Origin of the sequence: Streptomyces malaysiensis subsp. samsunensis (genome assembly GCF_024519315.1) — a bacterium.
GTDB classification, from domain to species: domain Bacteria; phylum Actinomycetota; class Actinomycetes; order Streptomycetales; family Streptomycetaceae; genus Streptomyces; species Streptomyces malaysiensis.
Window position 1 is genome coordinate 1 of the sequence record NZ_JANIIC010000041.1, and the last position, 13,438, is coordinate 13,438.

Below are 13,438 nucleotides of genomic sequence, written 5' to 3' on the forward strand. Positions count from 1 at the left end.
GTTGTCGCGTTTCCCCGTAGGGCTCCGTGGCAACCCGGTGAACACTACACGACGCCCCGAGGACCATCAAACTCATGGCCGAGCCCCCTGCCAGGGCGTACTCTCCATGGCATGACGAGCGCATGTGTTCACCCACGGTGGTGGGCCGCCTGACGGCGGCCGCCTCATCAACACATGCGCAACCACGGCCGCCGCTCCGGCGGCCGTTCGCGTATCTCCCTCTCCGAGAAGCCCGGCCGACCGGGTCGGCGGCCCCGACACAGCGGGAGATGGCGGAGAGATGACAGAGACGAAGACGGCACGGCGCCGGATCTTCAGTGGGGTCAAACCGAGCGGACATCTGACCCTCGGGAATTACCTCGGTGCCGTACGCCGGTGGGCCCAGGAGGACCAGCACCGCGCCGACGCGCTGTTCTGCGTCGTCGATCTGCACGCGCTCACGGTGGAGCACGATCCGGCGCGGGTGCGGCGGCTCACCCGGCAGGCCGCCACGCTGCTGCTGGCCTCGGGGCTCGACCCCGAGCACTGCACGCTGTTCGTACAGAGCCATGTGGACGAGCACGCACGGCTGTCCTATCTCATGGAGTGCACCGCCACCGACGGCGAGATGCGGCGGATGATCCAGTACAAGGAGAAGGCCGCGCGGGAGCAGGCGAGGGGGCGGAGCGTACGGCTGTCGCTGCTCACCTATCCGGCGCTGATGGCGGCCGACATCCTCGTATACGGAACGCATGAGGTGCCGGTCGGCGAGGACCAGACCCAGCATGTGGAACTGGCCCGGGATCTGGCGCAGCGGTTCAACCAGCGGTACGGACCGGTTTTCACCGTGCCCCGGGCCACCAACCCGAAGGTTTCGGCGCGGGTGATGGATCTCCAGGACCCGACGTCGAAGATGGGGAAGTCGCATGCGGAGACGGCGGGCATCGTCTATCTGCTCGACGAGCCGGATGTGGTGCGGAAGAAGATCATGCGGGCCGTCACGGACAGCGGAACCGAGGTGCGGTACGACCGGACGGGACAGCCGGGGGTGGCCAATCTGCTGGATGTGCTCGCCTCGTGCACCGACGGCAAGCCGGAGGTGCTGGCCGGGGAGTTCGCCTCGTACGGGGAGTTGAAACGGGCCACGGCGGAGGCGGTGCTGGAGCTGCTGCGGCCGCTCCAGGCCCGGCATGCGGAGCTGTGCGCCGACCCGTCGTATGTGGACGGGGTGCTGCGGGCCGGGGCCGAGCGGGCGCGTGACCTGGCCCGGCCCCGGGTGAACGAGGCGTATGCGGCGGTCGGGCTGCTGCCGCCCGCGTGAGTCAGGCGGCTCCCGTTTGACCGGAGCGGTTCGCCCTTGCCGTCGGTCAGACGTCAGCCGTTGCCGGAGGCGAGTTCGCGGCTGCGGTCGCGGGCCGCCTCCAGCGCGGCGATCAGCGCGGCGCGCACCCCGTGGCTCTCCAGCTCGCGGATGGCGTTGATGGTGGTGCCCGCCGGGGAGGTGACGGCCTCCCGCAGCTTGACCGGGTGCTGATCGCTGTCGCGCAGCATCACCGCCGCGCCGATGGCCGCCTGGACGATCAGGTCATGGGCCTTGTCACGGGGCAGGCCCAGCAGGATGCCCGCGTCGGTCATCGCCTCGACCAGGAAGTAGAAGTACGCCGGGCCGGAGCCGGAGAGGGCGGTCGCGGCGTCCTGCTGGGACTCGGGGACGCGCAGCGTCTTGCCGACACCGCCGAAGATCGCCTCGGTGTGGGCGAGGTGCTCCTCGGTGGCGTGGCTGCCCGCCGAGATGACGGACATGGCCTCGTCGACCAGTGCGGGGGTGTTGGTCATGACGCGGACGACCGGGGTGCCCGCGGCCAGGCGCGCCTCGAAGAAGGAGGTGGGGATGCCGGCGGCGCCGGAGACGATCAGCCGGTCGGTGGGGACATGGGGGGCGAGCTCGTCGAGCAGGGCGCCCATGTCCTGCGGTTTGACGGTGAGGATGAGGGTGTCGGCGGACTTGGCGGCCTCGGGGTTGGATACGGCCTCGACGCCGTAGCGCGACCGGAGCTCCGCGGCGCGCTCGGGGCGGCGCGCCGTGACCAGCAGATCGGACGGCGACCAGCCGCCGCGGATCATTCCGCTGAGAAGGGCTTCGCCGATCTTTCCCGTGCCGAGCACGGCGACCTTCTCCGTCATGGTGCGGCTCTCCTCATGCCTGTTCGGTATGTCTGTTCGGTTTCGCGCTGTGGTGCGTGTGTGTTCTCCGCCATCTTCGCACGAGTGGCGCATTCTCCTTCTCTCTTACGAATTACTTATTCGTCGTTCGATGAATTAAATTTTACGCGCCCTCCGGCGTGACATGATGAGCGCTTTGCGCCAGCGCCAACCAGGGCGCCCGGAACGATGCAGTCCTGTTCGATGACCCCGTGTTCACAAGTCGGTTACATATCGACTTGCAAATGGCCACAGTCCCATGGACACAATGGGGGTCGCTGTCTATACGTACGGGAAGGGGGCGATGGTGAGGACCGTCCGGCTTACCGCTCACGCACTGGTGACAGCGGTAGCCGTATTGCTTGCCCTCTTCATCGCGGCCGATTCCGCGTCCGCGCAGGTCATCCATCCCGAAGCAATCAGCGTGAGCGCAGCAGCCGATCCACGGCCGGCCTCGGAGACATTGGTCTTCGCACATGGCGACAACGGAACAGTGGACTGCAAGGGGCTTCGCGGACGAGCCCCGCTCACCGCTCCCACACCGAGCGGCAAATACGGATGTGTGTGCGGTTGCGATGCCGGTATTCCGGCGCCGCGTACCGCTATCTCCACATCGGTCACCGGACGGCAGGCCGTTCCGGTGTCGAGATCGGGCGAGCTGCCCGTCATCCTCCAGATCTTCCGCTGCTGAGTGCTACACCGCCGTAGCCCGGCGGTCCGTCCCACGCACTTTCCCACGCTTTTCTCGCGTCTCGCAGCTAGCGATCTCAACCGCCAGCGACCGATTCCATCGATCCCACTGACGTAGCGCTATGCCGTGCCCCCGCCTGCCCATGAGCCGGTGACGGGGCGCACTGGAGGCAACCCTCATGCGAAACTCTCTTCTTGACCGTTTCCGTGGTGCCCGAGGCACCTCAGGCTCATCCGGCGCCGGTACGTTCCGCGCCGACTTCACCGCTTCACTCGTCGTCTTCCTCGTTGCCGTCCCCCTGTGCGTGGGGGTGGCGGTGGCCTCAGGTGTACCGGCCGAACTCGGCCTGATCACCGGCATCGTGGGCGGGCTGATCACCGGTTTCCTGCCGGGCAGCAGCCTTCAGGTCTCCGGCCCGGCCGCCGGTCTGACCGTGCTGGTCTACGAGGCCGTGGAGGAATACGGCGTCGCCGCGCTCGGCGTCCTCGTCCTGATCTCCGGACTGCTCCAGCTGGCCATGGGCGCGCTCGGCCTCGGCCGCTGGTTCCGGGCGATCTCCGTCGCCGTGGTGCAGGGCATGCTCGCGGGCATCGGCCTGGTGCTGATCGCCGGGCAGCTGTACGCGCTCGCCGACGCCAAGGCGCCGAGCAGCGGGCTCGACAAGATCTTCGGCATCCCGGAGCTCATCGGGGACGTGGCCGGACCCGGGGACGCCCTGAAGGCGGTCGCCGTGGGCGTCGGCACGATCGCGGTGCTGGTGCTGTGGCCGCGTTTCCGCCAGGGGGCCAAGGTGCTGCCCGCGCCACTGGCGGCCGTCGCACTCGCCACGGCCGCGACCGCGATCTTCGACCTGCCGATCGCGCGGGTCGAGGTCAAGGGCCTGCTGGACGCGGTCCAGCCGCCCGGTGGCAGTGAGTTCGCGGCCCTCGCCGAGGTGGGCGTCATCGGCACCGTGCTCGCCTTCACACTGATCGCCTCGGCCGAGAGCCTGTTCAGCGCCGCGGCCGTGGACCGGCTGCACGACGGTGCGCGCACCGACTACAACAAGGAGCTCATGGCGCAGGGCGCGGGCAACGCGGTGTGCGGTGTCCTCGGTGCGCTGCCGATGACCGCGGTGATCGTGCGGAGCGCGGCCAATGTCCAGGCCGGTGCGAAGACCAAGGCGTCGCGGGTGCTGCACGGTGTGTGGCTGCTGATCTTCGCGGTGCTCTTCCCCGCTGCCCTGGGCATCATCCCGGTGGCGACGCTCGCCGGTGTGCTGGTCCACTCCGGCTGGAAGCTGATCCCGACCAAGGACCTGGTGCCGCTGTGGCGGACCCACCGCGGTGAGGCGATCATCCTGATCGTCACCGCCGGGGCGATCGTGATCACCAATATGTTCGAGGGCGTGATCATCGGTCTGCTGATGGCCGTGGCCAAGACGGCCTGGGAGACCTCGCATGTGCATGTCGAGGTCAGCGGGCGCGAGGACGGGGACGGGAACGGGGACGGCGACAAGCCCCTGTACGTCCGGGTGCGCGGCAACGCGACCTTCCTGCGGCTGCCCAAGCTGCTGGACGAGCTGGAGGGCCTGCCCCGTGAGCGGCAAGTGGAGCTCGACCTGACCGGGCTGCGCCATGTGGATCACGCCTGCGAGATGGCGCTGGCCACCTGGACCGAGCGGCACAACGCCGTGGTCAAGCGGGACGCCGCCGTGGAAACGCAGGTCCCGGCCTAACGGCGCCCGCGTCGGACACTCCCCCTTCTTCGGGGGACCCACCCTTCCGCCATCCGGCCCCCGGCGCCGCCCTCGCGGCACCGGGGGCCGGCTGCGCTCCGGGCCGTGGCTCAGCCGCAGGGCACGGTGACGAAGCCGTCGCTGCCGGTCTTCACATACGCGTCGGAGACGTACTGACCCGGGGCGATGTTGTCCCAGATGTCCGAGGTGCCGTAGGGCCCCGACACCTTCTGGCCGTGCCGCTGGCAGCGAATGGGGACACGGCTGTTGTACGGCAGCACCTTGACGACTCTGTAGTTGGTGCCGGGCCCGCTGCGGACGTTCACCTGATAGCCGGGCGCGACCGGATAGGTGATCGCTCCGGCGGCGATCCCGACGGCGTCCGCGGTGGCTTCCGCGGTGTCGTTCGCGGTGTCGTTCGCCGTGTCCGCGCCGTCGATGGCGGCGGTGTCCGCGGTCTCTTCGATGGCCATGTACGGCCCCTCCCCCGTTGAACTTCTTTCCGAAGTTGTGCACATGTCGTGTGAAGTGACATGACATGCGGAGGCTAACAAGGCTCGCACGTGTCATCGACTAGGCTCGCCGAGTCGCGAATGCGGCCGAATTCACGGGGGTGGGGCATGCCGCCGGTGCGCAGAGCCGGGACGGGCCCGGAAGCGGAGGATCCGGAATACGCCGGGCAGTACCGGCTCGAGGCACGCCTCGGATCGGGCGGCATGGGCGTGGTCCATCTGGCCCGTTCACCCTCGGGACGGCGGCTCGCGGTGAAGGTCGTCCATGCCGAGTACGCCGAAGACCCCGAGTTCCGGGCGCGGTTCCGGCAGGAGGTGGCGGCCGCCCGGCGGGTCAGCGGCGCGTTCACGGCGCCCGTGGTGGATGCCGACCCGCAAGCGCCGAGGCCCTGGATGGCCACTCTCTACATCCCCGGCCCGACCCTCGCCGAACACGTCAAGCGGAGCGGCCCGTTGCCACCGGACGACACGGTGCAGCTGGCCGCGGGGCTCGCGGAGGCGCTGCGGGACATCCATCGGGTGGGCGTGGTGCACCGCGATCTCAAGCCGAGCAATGTGCTGCTCGCGGCGGACGGACCGAAGGTCATCGACTTCGGCATCTCCCGGCCGGCCGACAGCGAACTGCGCACCGAGACCGGGAAGTTGATCGGCACTCCGCCGTTCATGGCGCCGGAGCAGTTCCAGCGGCCGCGTGCGGTGGGCCCGGCGGTGGATGTGTTCGCGCTGGGCTCGGTGCTGGTGCACGCGGCCACCGGGCGGGGGCCGTTCGAGTCCGAGAGTCCGTACATCGTGGCGTACCAGGTGGTGCACGACGAGGCGGATCTGGCGGGGGTGCCGGATGAGCTGCTGCCGCTGATCCAGCGGTGTCTGGCCAAGAACCCCGAGGAACGCCCCACGCCCGACGCCCTGATGACGGTCCTGCGCGCCGTCCGCGGCCCCCACGCGCCGGCGCCGCGCGGACCCGTTCCGCTGGTGCCGCAGCAGCGGACACCGGAGCCGCACTCCCTGCCGGGTGGGCGCGCGGAGCGGGACGGCGGCGGCGCCACGGATACGCATGTGAAGGCGGCCTCCGGCGAGTCGGCGCCCCGGATCGCGGAGGGCACGCCGGAACCGGTGGCGGACGAACCCGGGTCGGGGCCGGACGAATCGGCGGCGGACGGGCTGGTTCCGGACGAGCCGGGGACGCGGCGCCGGGGCATTCGGCGGTGGACCCTTTCCGGGCTCGCGGCCGCCGTGCTGCTCAGCGCGGCGGGCACGGCCGTCGCGCTGCGCCCGTTCGACGACACGGACTCCTCCGGCGGCGGCCGGCCGCGGATCAGCGCCGCGACCACGGAGGCGTGGCGCCCCTGGACCACGGGGCTGGATGCCGGAAAGTCCGCGGGTTCGGGGGCGCGGCCCGCGTTCTGCTCGTACGGAGCGGACGCGCTGTACTGCTCCCGGCGCGGTGTCGAGGCCGCCCGGGTCGATCCGGACGACGGCCGGGTGGTCTGGTCGCGGCCGTCCGCGGCGGGGCGCCCCGGCGAGGGCGAGGCGATCTCCGCTCCCGTGTTCTCCGGTGGTCTGGTGCGGACGGTGTCCCCGGACGGCGGGCGGCTGCGGGCGCTCGACCCCACGACCCACCGCGTGCGCTGGAGCCGTGATGTGTCCGGTTACGAGGGCGGGGTCTACTCCTCGGGTGACACCGTGCTGCTGGCCGCGCCGGACGGCATGGTCACGGCGGTGAACGGCGCGACGAACAAGGAGCATTGGAGCCATCCGCTGCCCGGCCACGCCCGGCCCGTCTTCTTCTCGTACGGCGACGGCCGCACGGCGTACGCCGTGACCACCGCGGGCGACGGCTCGCACACGCTGGTCACGGCGGTGGACGCGGTGCGCGGCACGACGCGCTGGCACGCCTCGCTCGACGGCCACCTCACCCCGGCCGGGAGCGGCCCTGGCGGAACGTTGCTGCTGACCGAGTCGGACAGCCGGACCCGTACCACCGCCGTCGTCCGCTACGACCCTGAGCGGCGCGCGGAGCGGCGGGTCGCGCTGTCCGCGCCGGTGTCCGCGGCCGGCGCCGTCACCAGCGGCGACCGGGTGTATGTGCTGGGCGCGGACGGCGGGTTGGTGGCGGTCGACACCGCGCGCGAGGGTTCGGCGAAGGCGCAGCGCTGGCGCCTGGAGACCTCGGTGGCCAACGCCTCGCCCCTGGTGGCGGCGGACGGCCGGCTGTACTTCTCGGCGGCGGACGGCCGGCTGCTGGCCGTGGACGCCGAGCGGGGCGAAGTGATCGGCGAGACCCGCTCGCGCGGGGGCGCGGCCGGTCGCGGCTTCCTGGACCTGATGGCGGCACCGGTGGTGGCGGACGGCAAGGTCTTCGCGACGGCCCCGGACGGCACGGTCTTCGCCGTGGACGGGCGCAATCCGGCCGGTTGGTGAGCCACGACCCGGCCTCCGGCGCGAATCGGGCCTAAGGTGACCGCCGATCGTGGGTCGGTGGGGGAGACGGAAATGGCACTGCGCGCCGGGGACCCGGAGTCCATCGGAGGCTACGCACTCGAGCGGCGGCTCGGCCGCGGCGGTATGGGCACGGTGTATCTGGCCCGGTCGCGGTCGGGGCGGCGGCTGGCGCTGAAGGTGGTGCATCAGCAGTTCGCCGACGACGACGAGTTCCGGGTGCGGTTCCGGCAGGAGGTGGCAGCCGCCCGGCGGGTCAGCGGAGCGTTCACCGCGGCCGTCGTGGACGCGGATCCCGATGCCGTACTGCCGTGGATGGCGACCTCGTACGTGCGCGGGCACACCCTCGCCGAGCGGGTCGCGGCGGACGGTCCGCTGCGCGGTGCCGAGCTGCGGCGGCTGGCGATCGGGCTGGTCGAGGCGTTGCGGGACATCCATCGGGCGGGTGTGGTCCACCGGGATCTGAAACCGGCCAACATCGTGCTGTCCGAAGAGGGCCCCCGCGTGATCGACTTCGGCATCTCCCGGGCGGCGGACCACCAGACCCTGACCATGACGGGCCGGGTCATGGGCACGCCCCCGTTCATGTCGCCGGAGCAGCTGCGCGATCCGCGGGAGGTGGGCCCGGAGTCCGATGTGTTCTCGCTGGCGACGGTGGTGGTGTACGCGGCGACGGGCCACAGCCCGTTCGACGCGGACAGCCCGTATATGACGGCCTATCAGGTGGTGTACGAGCCGCCGGAGCTGGACGCGGTGACCGGGCCGCTGCGTGACGCGGTCGCGGACTGCCTGGACAAGGATCCATCCGCGCGCCCCGTGCTGGACGAGCTGCTGGAGCGGCTGGGGAGGCTGCCCGAGGACGATACGGACGCGGACGGTACGGATACAGATGGTACGGACGCGGACGGTACGGACACGGACGGTACGGACACGGACGGCGCGGGCTCGGACAGCACGAACGCGGGCGGTACGAACCCGGACGGCACCGGTGATCGCGGCACGGACGAGGCCGATGCCGTACCCACCGAAGTCGGCCGTGCGCCGCGCCGTCCCCCGCTCCGGAGCCGCCCCCTGGTGGCCGCCGCGGCGGCCGCGGGCCTGGTCGCCGCCGTCGTGGGGACGATCGTCGTCCTCCGTGCCGGATCCGGACCCGGTGGCGGGCCGGACGCCCGCCCCACCACCGGATCCTCGGCGAACCCCGCGCTCCCCTCCGGATGGCGCCCCTGGCAGCGCACGCTCGCCAAGTCCGGCGGCGATGTCATGACCCGTGTCGACGGCACTCCGCGCACGGTCAGCGGGCTGACCGGCCGCCGCTGTCTGGCCTCGGGCACGGATCTGTACTGCGGCGGTTCCGGGGTCACCCTCACCCGGCTGGACGCCCGGGGGCGGGTGGCCTGGCAGCGGCCGACGAAGCCGGGCGACCTGATAGGGGTGGCCGACGGTCTCGTCCTGGGCACCGTGGAGGAGTCGGACGGCACGACCCGGCTGGAGGGCTACCGCACCCGTGACGGTGAGCGGGTCTGGAAGACCGATATCGGCAGCTCGTACCAGGGGGCGGTGTTCCAGCGGGGGCGCCACCACGCCGTACTCACCCAGAGCTGGGACGAGGAGACCTTCCAGGCGGTGGATGTGCGCACCGGCGGCACGCTCTGGTCGCGCCGGATCGCCCACGGGCTGAGCTGCGGCCCCGATGTGGTGGCCGGGCGCCCCCTCGCCGACTGCGGACCGGTGGAGGACCGGGGCGACCCGGACACCCCGAACCGGCTCTACGCCCTCTCCCCCACCACCGGAGCGCCCGAGCGGATCGCCACGCTCGGCTCGGGCTCATTCCTCGCCGAGCGCTCGGGCGACCTCCTCTATCTGGAGGAGCGCGGCGACGACTACACCGATCTGCTGTTCCTCGGCACGGACGGCGGACGGGAGCGCCGGGTGAAGCTGCCCCCGGGGCTCTCCGCCCGGCAGACCACGCCCACTCTGGTGGGCGACACGCTCTACTTCGTACGGCAGAACGGCGAGGTCACCGCCGTCAGCACGGCCGGAAAGCGGCTGTGGAGCAGGGCGACGCAGGTGGAGTGGCTGGGCCCGCCCGTGGTGTCCGGGCGCCGGGACGCCCTGTATCTGGGCACCGCCGCGGGCCGGGTGATCGCGCTGGACCGCGGGGACGGCCGGGTGCTGTGGCGGGGCGAGGCGCGCACCGACCCCGGTGGCATCCCCGCCGAGCTGACGCTGAACGGGGACGCCCTCACCACGGTCTATGGGTTCGACAGCGTGGAGGCGGCCGGGTCCGACGTCAGCCGAGGAGGCTGACGTCCCGGATCGCGCCCTTGTCCGCGCTGGTGGCCATCGCCGCGTAGGCGCGCAGCGCGGTGGACACCTTGCGCTCGCGGTTCTTCGGGGCGTAGACACCGCCGAGCGCCTCGCGGCGGGCCGCCAGCTCCTCCTCGCTCACCAGGAGTTCGATGGAGCGGGCGGGGATGTCGATGCGGATCCGGTCGCCGTCCTGGACCAGGGCGATGGTGCCGCCGGACGCCGCCTCCGGCGAGGCGTGGCCGATGGAGAGACCCGAAGTGCCGCCGGAGAAGCGGCCGTCGGTGACCAGCGCACACGCCTTGCCCAGGCCGCGGCCCTTGAGGAAGGAGGTGGGGTAGAGCATCTCCTGCATACCGGGGCCGCCCTTGGGGCCCTCGTAGCGGATGACGACGACGTCGCCCTCCTTGACCTGCTTGCCCAGGATCCGCTCGACGGCCTCCTCCTGGGATTCGCAGACCACGGCGGGGCCCTCGAAGGTCCAGATGGACTCGTCCACGCCTGCGGTCTTCACCACACTGCCGTCGACGGACAGATTGCCCTTGAGGACGGCGAGTCCGCCGTCCTTGGAGTAGGCGTGCTCCATGTCGCGGATGCAGCCGCCCGCGGCGTCGGTGTCCAGCGAGTCCCAGCGCTCGGACTGCGAGAAGGCGGTGGCGGAGCGCTTGCAGCCGGGGGCCGCGTGCCACAGCTCGACGGCCTCGGCCGAGGGCGAACCGCCGCGCACGTCCCAGGTCTTGAGCCAGTCGGCGAGCGAGGCGCTGTGCACGGAGTGGACGTCCTCGTTCAGCAGCCCGCCGCGGAACAGCTCGCCGAGGATCGCCGGGATGCCGCCCGCGCGGTGCACGTCCTCCATGTAGTACGTGCCGCCGGGGGCGACGTTCGGGGCGACCTTGGCCAGACAGGGCACCCGCCGCGAGACCTCGTCGATGTCCTCGAGGTCGTAGTCGAGACCGGCCTCCTGGGCGGCGGCCAGCAGATGCAGGATCGTGTTGGTCGAGCCGCCCATGGCGATGTCGAGCGCCATGGCGTTCTCGAAGGCGGCGCGGGAGCCGATGGAGCGCGGCAGCACGGTGTGGTCGTCCTGCTCGTAGTGGCGCTTGGTGATCTCCACGACGGTGCGGCCCGCGGTCTCGTAGAGCGCCTTGCGGGCGGTGTGGGTGGCCAGCACCGAGCCGTTGCCCGGCAGGGAGAGGCCGATCGCCTCGGTCAGGCAGTTCATCGAGTTGGCGGTGAACATGCCGGAACAGGAGCCGCAGGTCGGGCAGGCGTTGTTCTCGATACGGAGGATGTCCTCGTCCGAGACGCTCTCGTTGACCGCGTCCGAGATCGCGTTGACCAGGTCCAGCTTGCGGACGGTGCCGTCCACGAGCGTGGCCTCGCCCGCCTCCATGGGGCCGCCGGACACGAAGACGGTCGGGATGTTGAGCCGCATCGCGGCCATCAGCATCCCGGGCGTGATCTTGTCGCAGTTGGAGATGCAGATCAGCGCGTCGGCGCAGTGGGCCTCGACCATGTACTCCACGGAGTCGGCGATCAGGTCGCGGGAGGGGAGGCTGTAGAGCATCCCGCCGTGGCCCATGGCGATGCCGTCGTCCACGGCGATGGTGTTGAACTCGCGCGCGATGCCGCCCGCCGCGTGGATCGCCTCGCTCACGATCCGGCCGACCGGCTGGAGGTGGGTGTGGCCGGGCACGAACTCGGTGAAGCTGTTGGCCACGGCGACGATCGGCTTGCCGAAGTCCTCGCGCGCTACGCCGGAAGCCTGCATAAGGGCGCGGGCGCCCGCCATGTTTCGGCCGTGGGTGACGGTGCGAGACCTCAGCTCGGGCACGGTGCTCGGCTCCCTCGTAGTACGTGCGTCATGCGAATCGGATCAGAGTCTTCTGAGACTACGCCTGTGTCCACGGATCCGGATGGTCCGTCCGGATCCAGAGACGGCCGGGTCACTGTGCGGAGCGGGGGAACGGCGCTGGGTCAGCGGCCGGGTCCGTCGTCGGGCCTCGATCAACGGCCCGGTCCGTCGTCGGCTCTCGATCAGCGGCTGTCCGCCGTCGGCCCTCGATCAGCTCTCGGTCAGATAGCGCTGGATGGTGGGCCCCACCATGGCCACGATGTCGTCGACCGCCGCCGACGCGATCGGCTCCATCCGGATCACATAGCGCAGCATCGCGATCCCGATGAGATGGCCGGCCGCCAGCTGCGCCCGGAACTCGGGGCTCGGGACGTCCAGCTCACCCGCCATCCGCAGCAGCACCCGGCGCTCGATCATGCCGCGCAGCACCGCGGCGGCGGTCTCGTTCGTCAGCGCGGAGCGCATCACGGCGAGCATGGGCGGCCGGCTGACCGGGTTCTCCCAGATGCCGAACATATAGCGGGCCATCCGCTCGCCCGCGCCCTCCCGGCTGCCGTGCACCGCGTCCGGGGTGCCCATGGCGGGCGCCAGGATCAGCTCGATGGCCGCCTCGAAGACCTGCTCCTTGGTGCCGAAGTAGTGGTGAACCAGGGCCGGGTCCACCTCCGCGGCCTTGGCGATACCGCGGATCGAGGTCTTGTCGTAGCCGCGCGCGGCGAATTCGCCGCGCGCCGCGGTCAGGATCCGGTCGCGGGCCGCGGGGCCTTCGGAGGCGCTGGTACGGGCCGGGCGGCCACGCTTGCGCGGGCCCGTGGCGGGCCCGGATGCGGCGGGGGTCATGAACCGGGCACCACCCTGCTCGGCGGGTTGGCCGAGGTCGGCGAGGCGAGGTGCAGCCGGGTGAAGGCCAGGGCCTCCGCCAGATCGGCCTCGCGCTCGGTCGTGGACATGGCACGCCGGGTGTTGACCTCGACGACCACATTGCCGTCGAAACCGGTGGTCGCGAGCCGTTCCAGCAGCTCGGCGCAGGGCTGGGTGCCGCGTCCTGGCACCAGGTGCTCGTCCTTGTTGGAGCCCTGGCCATCGGCGAGGTGGAGATGGGCCAGCCGGTCGCCCATGCGGTCCACCATCTCCAGCGCGTTCGTACGGGCGGTCGCGGTGTGCGACAGATCGATCGTGAAGTGGCGGTAGTCGTCCTTGGTGACGTCCCACCCCGGGGCGTACGCGAGCATCTCGCGGTCGCGGTAGCGCCACGGGTACATGTTCTCGACCGCGAACCGCACATCGGTCTCATCGGCCATCCGCCAGATTCCGCGGACGAACTCGCGGGCGTAGGTCCGCTGCCACCGGAACGGCGGATGGACCACGACGGTGGACGCGTCCAGCTTCTCGGCGGCCGCCCTCGCCCGCTGGAGCTTCACCCACGGGTCGGTCGACCAGACCCGCTGGGTGATCAGCAGACAGGGGGCGTGCACGGCGAGGATCGGCACCTGGTGGTAGTCCGACAGCCGACGCAGTGCCTCGATATCCTGGCTGACCGGATCGGTCCACACCATGACCTCGACGCCGTCGTAGCCCAGGCGTGCCGCGATCTCGAAGGCCGTCGCCGTCGACTCCGGATAGACCGAGGCTGTGGACAGCGCGACCTTCGCATCCGGGATGCGCACCACTGGCTCTGTCACGAGGGACAGCGTACGGCGGCTGCTCTCCGCAACCGAACCGCGGCGGCCTTCGCG

10 protein-coding genes are annotated in these 13,438 nt (G+C 71.2%); 5 read left to right on the plus strand and 5 right to left on the minus strand.

The genetic code is table 11. From position 1 onward, the window contains the following. Positions 1-280 precede the first annotated feature (280 nt). Complete coding sequence (trpS, locus tag NQU54_RS30035) at positions 281-1,300, plus strand: tryptophan--tRNA ligase (protein WP_257633790.1); 1,020 nt, start codon at positions 281-283, stop codon at positions 1,298-1,300. Positions 1,301-1,353: 53 nt separating this feature from the next. On the opposite strand, the gene proC is transcribed toward trpS, so the two are convergent. Then, a complete protein-coding gene (proC, locus tag NQU54_RS30040) occupies positions 1,354-2,163 on the minus strand; it encodes a pyrroline-5-carboxylate reductase (RefSeq protein ID WP_069873493.1) in 810 nt (269 codons plus the stop codon). 322 nt (positions 2,164-2,485) lie between these two features. Here proC and NQU54_RS30045 point away from each other — a divergent pair, with 322 nt between their 5' ends. After that, complete coding sequence (locus NQU54_RS30045) at positions 2,486-2,872, plus strand: hypothetical protein (protein WP_257633791.1); 387 nt, start codon at positions 2,486-2,488, stop codon at positions 2,870-2,872. A gap of 178 nt (positions 2,873-3,050) precedes the next feature. After that, positions 3,051-4,589, plus strand: coding sequence for a SulP family inorganic anion transporter (locus NQU54_RS30050; protein WP_257633792.1), 1,539 nt, complete (start codon positions 3,051-3,053; stop codon positions 4,587-4,589). A gap of 110 nt (positions 4,590-4,699) precedes the next feature. On the opposite strand, the gene NQU54_RS30055 is transcribed toward NQU54_RS30050, so the two are convergent. Continuing rightward, positions 4,700-5,062, minus strand: a complete 363-nt coding sequence (locus NQU54_RS30055) for an SH3 domain-containing protein (RefSeq protein ID WP_186000247.1) — start codon at positions 5,060-5,062, stop codon at positions 4,700-4,702. Positions 5,063-5,209: 147 nt separating this feature from the next. Between NQU54_RS30055 and NQU54_RS30060 the strand changes: the two genes are divergently transcribed. Both NQU54_RS30060 and NQU54_RS30065 read left to right on the plus strand, forming a co-directional pair. After that, positions 5,210-7,522 (plus strand): serine/threonine-protein kinase, encoded by a 2,313-nt coding sequence (locus NQU54_RS30060; protein ID WP_257633793.1) that lies wholly within the window; start codon positions 5,210-5,212, stop codon positions 7,520-7,522. Between the two features lie 72 nt (positions 7,523-7,594). Next, the gene (locus NQU54_RS30065) at positions 7,595-9,847 is read left to right on the plus strand and encodes a serine/threonine-protein kinase (protein WP_306279202.1); all 2,253 of its coding nucleotides are present in this window, start codon (positions 7,595-7,597) and stop codon (positions 9,845-9,847) included. Here the strand turns inward: NQU54_RS30065 and ilvD are convergent. From ilvD to NQU54_RS30080, 3 genes are all read right to left on the minus strand, one after another. After that, positions 9,831-11,681 (minus strand): dihydroxy-acid dehydratase, encoded by a 1,851-nt coding sequence (gene ilvD / locus NQU54_RS30070; RefSeq protein ID WP_257633795.1) that lies wholly within the window; start codon positions 11,679-11,681, stop codon positions 9,831-9,833. The genes NQU54_RS30065 and ilvD overlap by 17 nt on opposite strands. A gap of 231 nt (positions 11,682-11,912) precedes the next feature. Continuing rightward, on the minus strand, positions 11,913-12,542 hold the full coding sequence (locus NQU54_RS30075; protein ID WP_174885640.1) for a TetR/AcrR family transcriptional regulator: 630 nt from the start codon (positions 12,540-12,542) through the stop codon (positions 11,913-11,915). Next, positions 12,539-13,384, minus strand: a complete 846-nt coding sequence (locus tag NQU54_RS30080; protein WP_257633796.1) for a sugar phosphate isomerase/epimerase family protein — start codon at positions 13,382-13,384, stop codon at positions 12,539-12,541. The genes NQU54_RS30075 and NQU54_RS30080 overlap by 4 nt, the downstream gene beginning before the upstream one ends. Positions 13,385-13,438 lie beyond the last annotated feature (54 nt).

What these genes read in the sequence shown, in the direction of transcription:
- trpS (WP_257633790.1), top strand. Translation starts at nt 281, where the DNA reads ATGACAGAGACGAAGACGGCACGGCGCCGGATCTTCAGTGGGGTCAAA.
- proC (WP_069873493.1), bottom strand. Translation starts at nt 2,163, where the DNA reads ATGACGGAGAAGGTCGCCGTGCTCGGCACGGGAAAGATCGGCGAAGCC.
- NQU54_RS30045 (WP_257633791.1), top strand. Translation starts at nt 2,486, where the DNA reads ATGGTGAGGACCGTCCGGCTTACCGCTCACGCACTGGTGACAGCGGTA.
- NQU54_RS30050 (WP_257633792.1), top strand. Translation starts at nt 3,051, where the DNA reads ATGCGAAACTCTCTTCTTGACCGTTTCCGTGGTGCCCGAGGCACCTCA.
- NQU54_RS30055 (WP_186000247.1), bottom strand. Translation starts at nt 5,062, where the DNA reads ATGGCCATCGAAGAGACCGCGGACACCGCCGCCATCGACGGCGCGGAC.
- NQU54_RS30060 (WP_257633793.1), top strand. Translation starts at nt 5,210, where the DNA reads ATGCCGCCGGTGCGCAGAGCCGGGACGGGCCCGGAAGCGGAGGATCCG.
- NQU54_RS30065 (WP_306279202.1), top strand. Translation starts at nt 7,595, where the DNA reads ATGGCACTGCGCGCCGGGGACCCGGAGTCCATCGGAGGCTACGCACTC.
- NQU54_RS30075 (WP_174885640.1), bottom strand. Translation starts at nt 12,542, where the DNA reads ATGACCCCCGCCGCATCCGGGCCCGCCACGGGCCCGCGCAAGCGTGGC.